Source organism: Peteryoungia wuzhouensis, from assembly GCF_003205195.1.
Classification (GTDB): domain Bacteria; phylum Pseudomonadota; class Alphaproteobacteria; order Rhizobiales; family Rhizobiaceae; genus Allorhizobium; species Allorhizobium wuzhouense.
Window position 1 is genome coordinate 217,957 of record NZ_QJRY01000006.1, and the last position, 14,292, is coordinate 232,248.

Here is a 14,292-nt window from a genome sequence, read left to right on the forward strand (position 1 = left end):
GAGCAAAAAGATGCGTCAGAAGGCTTCAGCGATAACAGATCGCGATTGATCCAGTTCTCCAATACTATTGGACCTTGGCGACGCAAGGTTGTCATTTTCACGCCATTGAATGCTGAGAGGCGCCACGCGACCAGCCGATCTTCGAGACCCAGCTGATCGCTCGGCAGCACCATGATCCGCATTAAGTTGGAGTGTCTTTAAATGCTAGCGATGATCGAGAGGGCCGGGGGCGCGCCAGTGCGGATTCCGGCGGGGCGTATGTTGATCGACGGCAAATGGTGTGAGGCTGCCGATGGTCGAACTATCACCGTCTACGACCCAGCGACGGAAGACAAGATCGCCGAGATTGCCGCCGGATCTGCGGATGACATCGGCCGGGCAGTTGATGCGGCACAGCGCTGCTTCGAAAGCACCTTGTGGCAGAAGATGCGTCCGATTGACCGCGGCCGGTTGCTTGAGAAGCTGGCCATCCTCATCGAGCGCGACGCCGATGAACTCGCACGCCTGGAGACTCTGGACAACGGCAAGCCCTATTTCGTCTCCAGGAATGTCGATATGCAGTTCGCGATCGACGCTTTGCGCTACTACGGCGGTTGGGCATCAAAGGTCAACGGGGAGTACATCACGCTTTCGCCGCTCTTCGATGATGGCGGCACTTATCGCGCCTATACCGACCGCAGGCCTGTCGGTGTTGTCGGTGGGATAACGCCCTGGAATTTCCCGCTTGGACAAGCGATCCAGAAGATCGCGCCTGCAATCGCCTTCGGCTGCACGATTGTCCTCAAACCATCGGAAGAGGCTTCGCTTACCACGCTTCGTCTTGGCGAGCTTATCCTTGAAGCAGGATTACCGGACGGCGCAGTCAATATCGTCACTGGCTACGGCCAGGAAGCAGGGCAGGCGCTCGTTGATCATCCCAAAGTGCGTAAGATTGCATTCACCGGATCCACGGCGACGGGCCAGCGCATTCTCCAAGCTTCAGCACGCCATATGAAGCGCGTAACGCTCGAGCTTGGCGGCAAATCCCCGACCATCATCCTTGCCGATGCAGACCTCGACAAGGCGATCCCCGGTGCGGCGAATGCCATTTTCCCCAACTCCGGGCAGGTCTGTACCGCAGGCTCCCGGCTTTTTATTGAAGCCTCGGTTTTCGACGAGGTGAGTGCGGGTGTCGCCCGGATCGCCAGCGAGCTTCGACTGGGCAGCGGCTTTGATCCGGATACCCAGCTTGGGCCGCTGATTTCCGCGCGCCAGATAGAGCGGGTTTCTGCACTTGTCGCCAGCGGCCTCGATGAGGGCGCCGTACCTCTTTGCGGCGCGGCACGTAACGGCCAAAAGGGCTATTTCTATCAGCCGACCGTGCTGACCGGTGGACGTGCTGGTATGCGGATTGCGCGGGAAGAAGTGTTTGGGCCGGTCGTCATTGCGATGCCGATCAATGACCTTCGGCAGATCAAGTCTCTTGCAAACGATACCGAATTCGGGCTCGGCGCCAGCATCTGGACCCGTGATTTGAACAAAGCGCATCTTCTGGCTGCCGAGATCGACGCTGGTACGGTCTGGATCAACACGCACAACGTCCTAGATACATCCATGCCCTTTGGCGGGGTGAAACTGTCGGGCCTTGGACGGGAATTCGGAACGGAAGTCGTGCATGCTTACACCGAGCCCCGCGCCGTCTGCATGCGCCTTGAATCGGACGGCTTCATCACCGGTTAAACTAGGTCTTCAGATTGCAAGACGGCTGTGCCGCTTTGGATGCCCTTTAGGCAGGACCTAAAGTCGGTGCAGCGGCTATGTCGAAACATAAGCGGGAACTCCGCTTTTTCTTTAAACTGTCTGCGCTGGATGCATTCCAGCCGTGGCGTGAAGCCAGCGCAGGTCGCGGTGACGCGCGGTGTCGTTAGTTAGCCCGAAATCCCGGTGATACGGGCATTATGGCCTGCGTTAAACTACCGGCTGTCAGGAATTGCGCTCACCGAAAGTCAGATGATCCATCGACAACCGTTTCCCAAGTTGAATATTAAGGCGGATATAGAGTTCGGTTCGGAAATCGTTTACCACGATTTCAATGGCTTATGATCCCACCAAGTTGAGCTTTACGGACGTGGTGCGCCCCGCTTTCGACGCAGGCGTTGCGCTTGCCCGGCTGGATGAGCGCGTTGCCCGCTCGCCGGTCGGCGCCGGCTGGATCGAACGCATGCAATTTTCCGATGCATGCGCATCCTTGTGGCTCGACGGCGAGCTCGTCCATATTGAAGACCTAGTGCTCCACGACGCCCTTAGAGACATTCGCGCCCCCACTCACGAACTTACCATCGCCCGGGACGTGTTGAAAACCCGACGGCGCATTGCGTCGCAATTGCCCGGCTGGGCGCTATCGGCCGAAGGCCTGCGAAGCTTGCGAGGACAGATGGCGGCACCGGTGCCGGACCGCGTTGCGGCAAGCGCGGAGAGCGGGCCTCTCACTGGCGATGTCGTGGAAGGATGGGAGGCGGAAGAAAGCGATGACGGCTCCGGCCTGCTCGATGCCGAATTCGCCGCCATCGACGCTCTGCTCGCCCGATCGGATGCCGCCATCGAACAGGCAAAGCGCCCCGTCGAAAGCGCGAGCACGCCGGAAAGGGATCCGCTGGTCTATGATCTCGACTGGGACGAGGACCAACGGTTGGCGGAATGGAACGAGGTCTTGCGGCAGGTGGAGGATCTGCCGGCGGTGCTGCGGGGGATCGTTGCCCTGGATGCGTGGGATGAGCTGGCGGTGCTCCAGCATGCGCCCTGGCTTGGACGACTGTTGGTCGCCTCGATCCTGCGCCAAGCAGGCGTGACGACCGGCACCCATCTCGCGGCCATCAACATCGGACTGAAAACAATTTCCATCGACCGGCGCCGGCATCGCCATCGCGAGACCCGGCTGGTCGCCATTGCCGAAGGGCTGATCGCGGCTGCTGAGCTCGGGCTGAAGGAGCACGATCGGCTGGCGCTGGCGCGAAAAATGATGGAGCGGAAGCTGGAGGGGCGGCGGACCTCGTCAAAACTACCGGAACTCGTGGACCTGGTCCTTGCGAGGCCGCTTGTCTCGGCCGGCATGGTCGCCAAGACCCTCGGCGTGACGCCGCAGGCGGCACGGCGGATTGTCTTGGAGCTGGGCTTGAGAGAGATGACCGGCAGGGGGCGATTTCGGGCATGGGGCATCATTTGAGGCTCGCCCGGTGCGGCAGTGTGATTGGCCACTCCATTCATCCCAGGGTGGTCGGTTGCACCCAAAGCGACTTCAGCACCAGATCGGCAAGTCGCCGCGCGGCGAAGCTCGGGGGCCAGGCGAGGGTGAGTTTCAGGTCATAATCCGGTTCGAGCCTGACGGCATCGAGCGGCCCGTCCATCTTGGCAAACGAAGCCTCCGGCAAGACGGCGAGGAATCCATGTTCCAGCACAAGATTGACCAGGATCGGCAAAGAATCGATTTCGAGCAGCGTGAGGCCGTCCCGTTCGGCCTCGGTCAAATGGGAGGCCAGATAGGCCGTGAACATTTGACGCAAGCCGCTTCGCTTGCTTGGCACGGCGATCGGCCGGCTGCAGATCAGGCTCGGTAGATCCGGGGCTCCGTCTGACAACGATGGCGGACGCCCGACAATCGCAAGGCTCAGGTTCGCCACAACCTTGCGTTCCAGATGTGCTGGCACGAGATCCGTGTCCAGCAACGCCAGATCGAATTGGCCAGACTGCAATCCGCTCAGAAGATCCTCAGCCGTCGTGCTGGAGATGAACAGGGGGGTCTTCGGTCGCTCCGACAACCAGCGGGCGGCCAGCGCTGCCAATTGACGCGCGGTTTCGCTCTCATGCCCCAGTGGGATGATGGTGCCGAGCCGGAAGGTCGATATGGTCCGGCGAAAATCGCGGTCCGCCTGCCGCGTCATGCCCTGCCAGACGGCATCGAGCGCTTCGGCATGCGCCAGAAGTTCGCGGCCGATTGCGGTGGGCAGCGCGCCGCCGACGGTTCGCTCCAGAAGTGGCTGCCCAGCCAGTGTTTCGAGCCCGGCAATCTGCCGAGAGAGTTGCGGTTGGCCCATTTGGAGGTCTCTTGCGGCACGTCGGATGCTGCCGGCGCGCACAACGTCACAATAACGCTGCAGCGCCAGAAGGCTTACCGTCCGAACGGGAGGATTTCCCTGTCCGGCTGAACCGAGGAGGCTGTGCAGCTGCTGGGAAATGTCGGCCGCCGTTTCGAGATCCGGCCGCAAACGCTGGGCCTCCAGGGTCGGCGCAATCGTCGCCCTTGTCTTGATCATGAGGGGTGTCGCCAGCGCCTTTTCCAGCCGGATCAGTGCGGCGGAGACGCTTGCAGCGGGGCGGGCCAAGGCGCGCGCTGCCTGCCGCAGCCCTCCGCATGTGAGGACCGTATGAGCGGCAATCAGCGTGAACGTATCCATGGGGCCTCTGAGCGCGGGATGGCTTGGGAGGACGCATCCCCTGTTCAACATATGGGATATCCCAGGTCGGGAATAAAGCAATACACTCCACGGCACGACCGTAAGTTTCGGCGCCGCAGAGGGAGAAGGTCATGACGGACTTCGATCTGGTACTCAAGGGAACTCTGGTGTTGCCGGACGGGATCATACCCTCCGGCTATGTTGCTGTTCGTGACGGCCTGATCGCCACAATCGGACAGGGCGCTGCGCCCTCTGCCCGCGCGCGCCACGATCTGGGCGAGGCGCTGATCCTTCCTGGCGCCATTGATGCACAGGTGCATTCGCTGAGCCAGAAGGGCCAGGAGGATTTCATCTGGTCGACCCGCTCGGCGGCAGCCGGCGGTGTGACCACGATCGTTGACATGCCCTATGACGAGGGTGACCTGATCTGCTCGGGCGCTGCCGTCAAACGCAAGGTGGCGCATGCGTCCTCCCAGGCGCGCGTCGATTTTGCGCTTTACGGCACGATCGACCCGGAGGAGGGGCCAGCCCGGATCCCTGAGCAGGTCGAGGCCGGGGTCGCCGCCTTCAAGTTCTCCACCTTCGGCACCGATCCGAAACGTTTTCCCCGCATTCCGGCCGCTCTTCTGCAATCGTGCTTTCAGGCCATCGCACCGACAGGTCTGGCGGCTGGCGTGCACAACGAGGATGACGAATTTGTCCGCGCGGCGATCGAGGCGGTGAAGGCGGCCGGCATCACCGACTACCGCGCCCATGGCCTGTCGCGCCCGCCGCTCACTGAACTGCTCGCCATGCACCAGATCTACGAGACAGGTGCCGCGACCGGCTGCCCCGCCCATGTCGTGCATTGTTCGCTTGGACGTGGTTACGAGATCGCTGGCGGTTACCGCGCCCAGGGACATGTCGCCACCATCGAAGCCTGCATCCATTATCTCGTGCTCGACGAGGAAAACGATGTCCGACGGCTCGGTGGCAAGGCCAAGATCAACCCGCCGATCCGCCCGCGCGCCGAGGTCGAGAAGCTCTGGCGTCATGTCGCGGCCGGTAATGTCACGCTTGTCTCGACCGACCATGTCAGCTGGTCGGAGCAGCGCAAGAGCAACCCCGACATGCTCGCCAATTCCTCCGGCGTGCCGGGGCTCGAGGTCATGCTTCCGCTCTTCGTGAAGGGTGCGCTTGAGCGCGGCATTCCGCTCACCTGGGCCGCACGGCTGATGGCTGAGAACCCGGCACGGCATTTCCGCATCGATCACGTGAAGGGGGCGCTGGAGGTCGGCAAAGATGCCGACATCGCCGTGATGACACCGAGCAACCATGTCTATGATGCATCGGCAAGCGGCCATAACGTCGTCAGTTGGTCGCCGTATAATGGCATCAGGCTGCCATATCGCGTGGCGGCGACCTATCTGCGTGGCAAGCTCGCTTTCGATGGTAGCCGCATGTTAGCGGAGCCCGGAACCGGCAGCTTCGTGCGACCGCCGGCAAGCCTTGCCCTTCGGGGGCTCAGGTCATGAAGCGCAATCTGCTGGTGGATGCGAGCAGGACCGCCGCCGATATCGATGCGCTGGCCGCCATCACCGAACCGGATCGCCCCTATACGCGCCGGGCTTTTACGCCGCTCTTTCTTGAAGGGCGCCGCTATCTGGAGGATCGCTTTCGAAGCGCAGGCCTTGAAACCCGGATCGATGGGAGCGGCAATCTGATTGGCCGGCGAGCCGGAACCGAGCCGGGTCGCGGCACCCTCATGCTCGGCTCCCATTCGGACACGGTTCCTGAAGGCGGGCGCTTCGACGGCATTGCCGGCGTGGTGGCCGCACTTGAGGTCGCGCGCACCATCGCCGATCGCGGCATCACCCTCAGTCATGACCTGGAGATCGTCGATTTCCTCGCCGAGGAAGTCTCGATCTTCGGCGTCTCCTGCATCGGCAGTCGTGGCATGGCCGGCGTCATGCCGCCTGAGTGGCTGGGCCGCCAAGCCGGCGACCTCAGCCTTGAGGAAGGGCTTGTCATGGTCGGCGGCGACCCGTCCGTGTCTGCCGCTAGGACGGATATACGCGCTTTCCTGGAACTCCATATCGAGCAGGGACCGGTGCTGGAGGAGGCCCGTCTCGATATCGGCGTGGTCACGGCTATTGCCGGTATCACCCGGATCGAGGTGATCGTCTCAGGCCGGGCCGATCATGCCGGGACAACGCCGATGACGGGGCGCCTCGATGCACTGTCGGCCGCTGCCCGGCTGGTGCTGGCGATCGAGCGGCTCGGGAAGGAGCTCGCAGCAACCCCAGGGCATTTCGCAGCGACCGTCGGTGAGTTCGAGATCGAGCCGAATGCCGCCAATGTCGTACCCTCGCGGGTGAGGATGCTGCTCGATGTCAGGGCGGAACTGAGAGAAGACCTCGATTGTTTCCACGCGCTTCTGGCGAAGGCCATCGAAGAGGTCAAGCGAGAGACCGGCGCGGCGATCGCTGCCCCCAAGGTGCTCTCCGACAATCCCGCGACCCCGATGCATTCTCTGGCGATCAACGCCCTGGAGGCGGCCTGCCATGCGACGGGCGCCAGCCATCGCCGGATGGCCTCCGGGGCCGGGCATGATGCCGCCTTCATGGCGCGGATCTGCCCGGCCGGCATGGTCTTCATCCCCTGCGCGGGAGGGCGCAGCCATGCACCGAAAGAATGGGCTGACAACGCCGATATCACGCTCGGGGCGGCCGTTCTGCTCGATGCAATTCTGAGACTGGACGACGAATTGAAGGAGACCGAAGATGGGACGCATACTGACTGAGAAGGATGTCGAGGCGGCCGTCAAGGGCGGCTCGGTCTATGCCGCTGGCGGCGGTGGCTGGGCCGATCATGGCCGCATGCTCGGCTACGCGGCCGTCAGCATCGGCAAGCCGGAACTGGTCTCGATCGAGGAACTGGCGGATAACGACTGGGTGGCGACGGCTGCGGCCATCGGCGCACCCGCTTCGACGACCCCCTGGGAAATGCAGGGCGTGGATTATGTGAAGGCCGTACAGCTTCTGCAGGAGGCGCTCGGCGAGAAACTGTCAGGCCTGATCATCGGCCAGAACGGCAAATCCTCCACGCTAAACGGCTGGTTGCCCTCCGCCATTCTCGGCACAAAGGTCGTTGATGCGGTCGGCGATATCCGCGCCCATCCGACCGGCGACATGGGCGCGATCGGAATGGCGGGCTCGCCGGAACAGATGATCCAGACGGCTGTCGGCGGCAACCGGTCGGAAAACCGCTACATCGAACTGGTGGTCCGCGGCGCCACGGCCAAGATCTCGCCGATCCTGCGCACGGCCGCCGATCAGTCCGGCGGCTTCATCGCATCCTGCCGCAATCCCTTGCGGGCGTCCTACGTCAGGCGCAATGCAGCCCTTGGCGGAATCTCGCTGGCGCTGGCGCTCGGCGAGGCGATCATTGCAGCTGAAGCGAAGGGGGCGAGTGCCGTCATCGACGCCATCGTCAAGGCAACCTCGGGTACAATACTGAAGGAAGGCATCGTGACGAAGAAAGCCGTCGTCTACACCAACGAGGCCTTCGATGTCGGCACGGTCACGGTCGGCTCTGATGATACGGCCATGACGCTGCACATCATGAACGAATACATGGCCGTCGATGACGCAGGGGGCAAACGTCTCGCCACCTTCCCGGATGTCATCACCACGCTATCGACCGAGGGCGAACCGCTCAGCGTCGGACAGCTGCATGAGGGCATGCCGATCTTCATCCTGCATGTCCCGAAAACGGTGATCCCCCTGTCTGCAGGCGTGAAGGATCCCGCCGTCTACCCGCCGGTCGAAAGGGCGCTCGGCATCCGTATCGCCGATTACGCCCTGGCAGACTGACCGAACGCTGAAGGAGACGTGCCATGCCGAAACCCAATCCGCGCCATCCCGGTTTTCCCATTCCCGGCGGTCCTGAACTGCGCGCAAAAGGCTGGCGCCAGGAGGCGCTTCTGCGACTGCTGGAAAACGTACTCTCGGTCGGAGAAGATCCGGATCGTCTGATCGTCTATGCCGCTCTCGGCAAGGCGGCGCGCAACTGGCCCGCCCATGCCAAGATCGTCGAGACGCTGCTGTCGATGGACGAGGACCAGACGCTGATCATCCAGTCCGGCAAGCCGGTCGGCTTGTTGAAGACCCATGCCAAGGCACCGCTGGTCATCATGGCCAATTGCAATATCGTCGGCCAATGGGCGAAGGCCGAGGTCTTCTATGACCTTGAGAGGAAGGGACTGATCTGCTGGGGCGGACTGACGGCCGGTGCCTGGCAATATATCGGCTCGCAGGGCGTCATCCAGGGGACCTACGAGATATTCATGCGCATTGCCGAGCGGCGCTTCGACGGCTCGCTTGCCGGTCGTTTCATCCTGACGGCGGGTCTCGGCGGCATGGGCGGGGCGCAGCCGCTGGCTGGCCGTATGGCGGGAGCCGCCATCCTCGTGGTCGACATCGATCCGGAACGGGCCGAAAAGCGCCGGGCGATCGGCTTCCTCGACGTGATCGCGCCGGATCTCGATACGGCGCTGCGCCTGATCGATGAGGCGGTTGCGGAAAAGCGTGCCGTCTCCGTCGGTTTGGTCGGGAATGCCGCCGACATCTATCCGAAGATCGAGGCGCGGGGCGTGGTCCCCGACATCGTCACCGACCAGACCTCCGCGCATGATCTCGTCTACGGTTATGTCCCCAAGGGCATGAGCCTCGACGAAGTTCGTCGTCTGCGCGAGGAGGGGCCTGCCCAGCTGATGGCGGCGAGCCGTGCCTCGATCGTCGACCATGTCCGCGCCATGCTCGCCTTCCAGAAAAAGGGTTCCGAAGTTTTCGACAACGGCAATCTGATCCGCACCCAGGCGAGGGAAGGCGGCGTGACAAACGCCTTCGACATTCCGATCTTCACCGAGGCCTATTTGCGCCCGCTGTTCTGCAAGGCGATCGGCCCGTTCCGCTGGATGGCGCTGTCGGGCGAGGAAAGCGATATCGCCCGGATCGACGACCTCGTGCTCGAACTCTTTCCCGACAATTTCATCGTTACCAACTGGATTGCGCTGGCGCGGCAATATGTGCCGTTCGAAGGCCTTCCGGCCCGCATCGCCTGGCTTGGACACGGCGAACGCTCCCGACTTGCCGTTGCGGTCAACGAACTGGTTGCGTCTGGCGAACTCAAAGGCCCGATCGCCTTTTCGCGTGATCATCTCGATGCCGGCGCCATGGCCCACCCGAACATCATGACGGAGAACATGAAGGATGGTTCGGACGCGATCGCCGACTGGCCGCTGATCAATGCCATGACCCTGTGCGCCTCCATGGCCGATCTCGTCGTTATACACTCAGGCGGTGGGGGGTATGCAGGCTACATGACCAGTGCCGGCGTCACCATCGTAGCCGACGGAACGGATGCGGGGGCCGAACGGCTGTCGCATGCACTGACGAATGACACGTCGCTTGGTATTATCCGATATGCCGATGCAGGATATGACGCGGCTGTGGAAGCGGCCGAGGCGGCAGGGGTTGGTTATTTGCCTCTCGGCCCGGCAAGCTGACCTTGGCGGAGGCGGAGATTTCCGTTCCGTATTCGGACGGGGAAGAATTGTTCTGCCATTCTACCGTTGAATTTGAGGCAACTGAAAACTAGATTATGTGGCATGGAGACCTTGCACAGGACAGTCACAGTCATTGTCAGCACCATAGGATTGATCCTTGGCGGCTGGTTTGGCTATGATCTTGCCGGCCCAATTGGGGTGTTGATGTTCGTTCCGCTTGGCGCTTTAGCTGGACTGATTTTGAGCACTCTGAGCTGGCGGATTATCTACCTGCTCGGATGACAGCGTTTGCTCTGCAGACAGCGCCTATTTTCGCTGCAGATCCTCAAGAAGAGATACCAGCTGCCGGGTCGCCGTCTCCAGTGCCCCGCTGTTGTCGATGGTGACGGTTTCGAAGCTGTCCGGCAGCGGCTCGACCGCCCGGGCCAGTCTCGCCTCGATCTCCTGCGCGCTTTCCCGACCACGGGCAGCAAGACGCACGGCCAGAACGTCGGGGCGCGCCGTCACATTGACGACGACAAGGCGCGGAAAGACGGCCTGGAAGCGATCGAGCGCCGAGCGCGAGCCGTTGACGACGACGATGCGGCCAGCATCGAGATCATCCAGCACGGACGCCGGCACGCCGTATTTCAACCCATGGGCTTCCCAGCTCACGGCAAAGGCGCCGGCTTTCTCCAGCTGGCCAAAGTCCCCCGCTGAAACCGGCATGTGGTTTTCACCGGCCTCATCCGCAGGCCGGGTGATCATGCGTCGGGCAAAACGTACATCGGGCGCGTCGGCAAGCGCGGACCTTGCCCCAGCGATCAGGCTATCCTTGCCTACACCGCTCGGGCCAACGACGGCGACGAGGATACCCGATCGGGATGGGGCAGGGGTTTCCGGCAAGGCCGTCATCACGCCACCCGTCGTCCCTGGCGCCAGACGGCCTTGACCACCGGCACACCCTCGGAGCGGCGAACATGGACGAGATCGGCGCGCAGGCCGGGAGCAATCCGGCCGCGATCTTCAAGGCCGACGGTGCGGGCCGGCGTCGCGGTAACCATGGCGAGTGCTACCGGCAGGTCGATGCCGTCGATATCGTCGGCGAGCACGAAGGCCGCATGCAGCAGGCTGAGCGGAACATAATCGGAAGACAGCACGTCGAGCACGCCGAGCTTGGCGAGATCACGTGCCGCGATATTGCCGGAGTGCGACTTGCCGCGCACCACGTTCGGTGCCCCCATCAGCACGCTCATGCCGGCCTTGTGGGAGGCTTCTGCAGCCTCCAGGCTGGTCGGGAATTCGGCGAGTTTCACCCCATGACCCTTGGCCTCCTCGACATGGGCAAGCGTCGCATCGTCGTGGCTGGCAACCGTGATGCCGCGCTCGGCACAGATCCGAGCCAGAGTGTCTCGGTGGATGCTGGAATACTGCTCCGACAGCGCCAGCCGGTTTTCGACGAAGCGGGTAAAGTCCACGTCGGAGAGGCCACGCTTGGTCTTATAGTAGAGCGTGTACTGGTCCATCGTCTGGAACTGCCGCTGGCCTGGAGAATGGTCCATCAGCGAGACGAGGCGGACATGCGGGTCGGTTTCGAAATCGGCGAAGTGGTCCAGCACATTGTTCGAGGCGACCTCGCAGCGCAGGTGGATCAGGTGATCGGCGCGCAGGCGGTCATCCTTTTCGGCGGCCTGGATGGCGTCCGCCATGTCGCGCATCTCGCCCTTGTCGAAACCGCCGTCTTCATCCGATCCCATGCGCAGGCAATCGAAGACCGTGGTGATGCCTGACGTGACAACCTGGGCATCATGGGCCTGGATCGCCGAGGTCTTGTCCCAGCGCACGCCGGGGCGCGGAGAATAGTGGGCCTCAAGATGATCGGTGTGCAGTTCGACCAGGCCGGGAACGACGTAGTCGCCGCCGAGGTCCTCGCCGAGGCGGCTTGCGCCTTCGTCGATCGCCTCGATCAGACCGTCGCGAATGAGAAGGCTGCCGTGGACGATACGGTCCTCGATCACGATGCGGGCGTTGGAGAGGATCAGTTCAGCCATGATGATAACCATTGGTTGGGGCAGGGGAAAGCAGCTGCCGGGAATGAACGATGAAGGGCGCACCGCGCTCCGGCTCGATGAACAGAGTGAGGGAATCGATTGCCAGCGCTCGCCGGGTAAAGGGCGAGAAGCGGCTTTCAAGCAACTGCGCCATCACATCTGCACGCTGTTCGGGTACCGGCCCGGTCAGTGTCATGTGAAAGCGAAAGTCATCGAACACATGCGGATAACCCCAGGTGACGAGGTTCTGCCGCTGACGTTCGCCGAGTCTCTCTGGATTGCGGCGCGCAATATCGGCATCGGAGAGGGGCGCTCGAAAAGGTTCGAAGAACTCGACCACGGCAGCGGCAAAATCCTGCAGCGGCGGATGCAGCGTTTCAGGCACCAACGCAAAGAAGGGGCCGAGCTGGCCCACGACCACCGAGGGGATGGCAAAGGTCGAGTGGTTTTGACAGAAGGCGGTCATGGCCTCCAGAAGATCGGCTTCGCTGCAACCGTCTTTCAGCGAAAACGGTGCTTTCAGCGTGGCATGAAAACCGTAGCGGCGCGGGTCTTCGGTGAGTGCCGAGATTTCGTCAAAACCGATCTCCGGATGATCCTCCCGTGGGAGGACCGCACCCGAAAAGGCGTCACGTCCCAGCCAGGTCGAGGCTGTACGGGTGAGGGGAGCGTCTTCGGCGGGCGTGAAATAGAGGGCGTAACGCAAGGTCGTGCTTTCGAAATGCTGGAACGAGCGCAAACGCATGCGCCCCTTCGGGATCAGTGCCGGCTTTTTCCCATGAGTCGCGAGCGCAGGCTATTGGAAATGGCGTCGAAGAGGAAAACGACGATGAGGATGAGCACCACCATATAGGCAACGTTTTCCCAGTCGGAGTTTGTGCGCATCGCTTCCCAGAGCTTCAAACCGATGCCACCAGCGCCGACGGCGCCGATGATCGTGGCTGAGCGGGTATTGCTCTCCCAGAAATAGAGCGCCTGTGAGGCAAAGACGGGAAGAACCTGCGGCAGTACGCCGAAGCGCTGCACGGCGATTGGGGAGGCACCCACGGACTTCACGCCCTCACGCTGCTTGTCGTCGATGTTCTCAAGTGCCTCTGCATAGAGTTTGCCGAGGGTGCCGGTGTCGGTGAAGAAGATCGCCGAAATGCCGGCGAGCGGTCCGGGGCCGAAGGCACGGGTGAAGAACAGAGCCCAGATCAGCATGTCGACCGAGCGCAGGAAATCGAAGAAACGTTTGGTCAGCTGGTTCATCGGCCGGTTGCGGCTGATATTGCGCGCGGCGATGAAGGACAGTGGGAAAGCGACGAGCATGGCAAGCAGCGTGCCCATGAAGGCCATGACGATGGTCTGGAGAAGCTTGGTCCACACGTCGAGATGCTGCCAGGACGCATTGTAGAGGACATTGTTCCAGGCGAGCGCCAGATTGCTCATCTTCGGATCGATCCGGTCTTCGGACGTGATCTTGTGCAGGACCTGCGCAGGCGTCAGATCGAAGAAGGGCGAGTTGGTATCGAAGATGAAATTTTCCCAGCCGAGGAAACGCTTGCGCACCCGCACCCGCTCCGCCGTGACGTCGATCCAGCCGGCCATGCCGAAATAGGCGATAACACGACCGCCTTCGGCCCGTTGTTCAACCCAGTCGGGACGTGGGCCTTGAAGGGTGACGGTATCGTGCACGTGATCAAGCGCCAGCGACACCGTTTCGCCGCCGCGTGTCAGCACGAGATTGGTCCCGTCGAGATCGATGCTGGCTGCGCTTCCGAGCGTGACATGGGCGCTGGTGATCACCTCTTGCGTCACTGTCTTCGGGGCGGTCGGCTCTGCCTGCGCCGCGTTGCCGGCTTGCGGTGCCACCGGTGCGAGGAAGCTGAAGGAGGATTTCGGTGCAGCCGGAGCGGCCGTCTGCGCTGCAGGAGCGACCTCCGTCAGGGTGCGAGTGACCGTCTCCTTCCTGGCGTCGATCCAGTCCGGGTTGGGGTGAGGACCGATCGGATCGAAACGCGGATAGGTGATCTCCATCGATCCATCCGGCGCGATCTGGAATTCCGGGCGGATCTCATAGGAAACCCAGTCGGCGAGATAATTGCCGGCCAGACCCCAGTTGGCTTCACTGATCGTCTTGCCGACGGCAAAGAACCACCAGCAGAAGACGAAATAGAGCGCCAGAATGCCGATCGACAGCGGCATCCGGTAGCGTTGCCAGACACTGCGCTCCAGCACATGCGGATAGCGCTCGGCCAGACGGTTGAGTTCGGCAGTGTTGATCATGGACATTGTCATATCC

At 62.3% G+C, this 14,292-nt stretch carries 11 protein-coding genes; 6 read left to right on the top strand and 5 right to left on the bottom strand.

The genetic code is table 11. The features are described from left to right. The first annotated feature begins 201 nt into the window (after positions 1-201). Both DMY87_RS16850 and DMY87_RS16855 read left to right on the top strand, forming a co-directional pair. On the top strand, positions 202-1,719 hold the full coding sequence (locus tag DMY87_RS16850; RefSeq protein WP_110792804.1) for an aldehyde dehydrogenase family protein: 1,518 nt from the start codon (positions 202-204) through the stop codon (positions 1,717-1,719). Positions 1,720-2,071: 352 nt separating this feature from the next. Beyond that, complete coding sequence (locus tag DMY87_RS16855) at positions 2,072-3,202, top strand: RHE_PE00001 family protein (RefSeq protein WP_110792805.1); 1,131 nt, start codon at positions 2,072-2,074, stop codon at positions 3,200-3,202. 37 nt (positions 3,203-3,239) lie between these two features. On the opposite strand, the gene DMY87_RS16860 is transcribed toward DMY87_RS16855, so the two are convergent. After that, a complete protein-coding gene (locus tag DMY87_RS16860; protein WP_165826292.1) occupies positions 3,240-4,430 on the bottom strand; it encodes a LysR family transcriptional regulator in 1,191 nt (396 codons plus the stop codon). Positions 4,431-4,561: 131 nt separating this feature from the next. Between DMY87_RS16860 and DMY87_RS16865 the strand changes: the two genes are divergently transcribed. The 4 genes from DMY87_RS16865 to DMY87_RS16880 are packed head-to-tail and all read left to right on the top strand — an operon-like array spanning position 4,562 to position 9,978. Continuing rightward, positions 4,562-5,944 (top strand): dihydroorotase, encoded by a 1,383-nt coding sequence (locus tag DMY87_RS16865; protein ID WP_110792807.1) that lies wholly within the window; start codon positions 4,562-4,564, stop codon positions 5,942-5,944. Then, positions 5,941-7,212, top strand: a complete 1,272-nt coding sequence (locus DMY87_RS16870; protein WP_110792808.1) for a Zn-dependent hydrolase — start codon at positions 5,941-5,943, stop codon at positions 7,210-7,212. Before DMY87_RS16865 ends, DMY87_RS16870 begins: the two co-directional genes overlap by 4 nt. Continuing rightward, complete coding sequence (locus DMY87_RS16875) at positions 7,193-8,284, top strand: thiohydantoin desulfurase (protein ID WP_110792809.1); 1,092 nt, start codon at positions 7,193-7,195, stop codon at positions 8,282-8,284. Before DMY87_RS16870 ends, DMY87_RS16875 begins: the two co-directional genes overlap by 20 nt. A gap of 23 nt (positions 8,285-8,307) precedes the next feature. Continuing rightward, on the top strand, positions 8,308-9,978 hold the full coding sequence (locus tag DMY87_RS16880; protein WP_110792810.1) for a thiourocanate hydratase: 1,671 nt from the start codon (positions 8,308-8,310) through the stop codon (positions 9,976-9,978). Positions 9,979-10,284: 306 nt separating this feature from the next. Here the strand turns inward: DMY87_RS16880 and phnN are convergent, their stop codons facing one another. Genes phnN through phnE form a run of 4 tightly spaced genes read right to left on the bottom strand, consistent with a single transcriptional unit; the run spans position 10,285 to position 14,282 of the window. Next, entirely contained in the window at positions 10,285-10,872 is a 588-nt protein-coding gene (gene phnN, locus DMY87_RS16890; RefSeq protein WP_110792812.1) for a phosphonate metabolism protein/1,5-bisphosphokinase (PRPP-forming) PhnN, read from the bottom strand. Next, entirely contained in the window at positions 10,872-12,008 is a 1,137-nt protein-coding gene (locus tag DMY87_RS16895; RefSeq protein ID WP_205908184.1) for an alpha-D-ribose 1-methylphosphonate 5-triphosphate diphosphatase, read from the bottom strand. Before DMY87_RS16895 ends, phnN begins: the two co-directional genes overlap by 1 nt. Continuing rightward, positions 12,001-12,714, bottom strand: a complete 714-nt coding sequence (locus tag DMY87_RS16900) for a DUF1045 domain-containing protein (RefSeq protein ID WP_110792944.1) — start codon at positions 12,712-12,714, stop codon at positions 12,001-12,003. Before DMY87_RS16900 ends, DMY87_RS16895 begins: the two co-directional genes overlap by 8 nt. 53 nt (positions 12,715-12,767) lie before the next feature. Beyond that, positions 12,768-14,282 carry a phosphonate ABC transporter, permease protein PhnE gene (gene phnE / locus DMY87_RS16905; protein ID WP_110792813.1) on the bottom strand — a complete coding sequence of 505 codons (1,515 nt, stop codon included), beginning with the start codon at positions 14,280-14,282 and terminating at the stop codon, positions 12,768-12,770. Positions 14,283-14,292 lie beyond the last annotated feature (10 nt).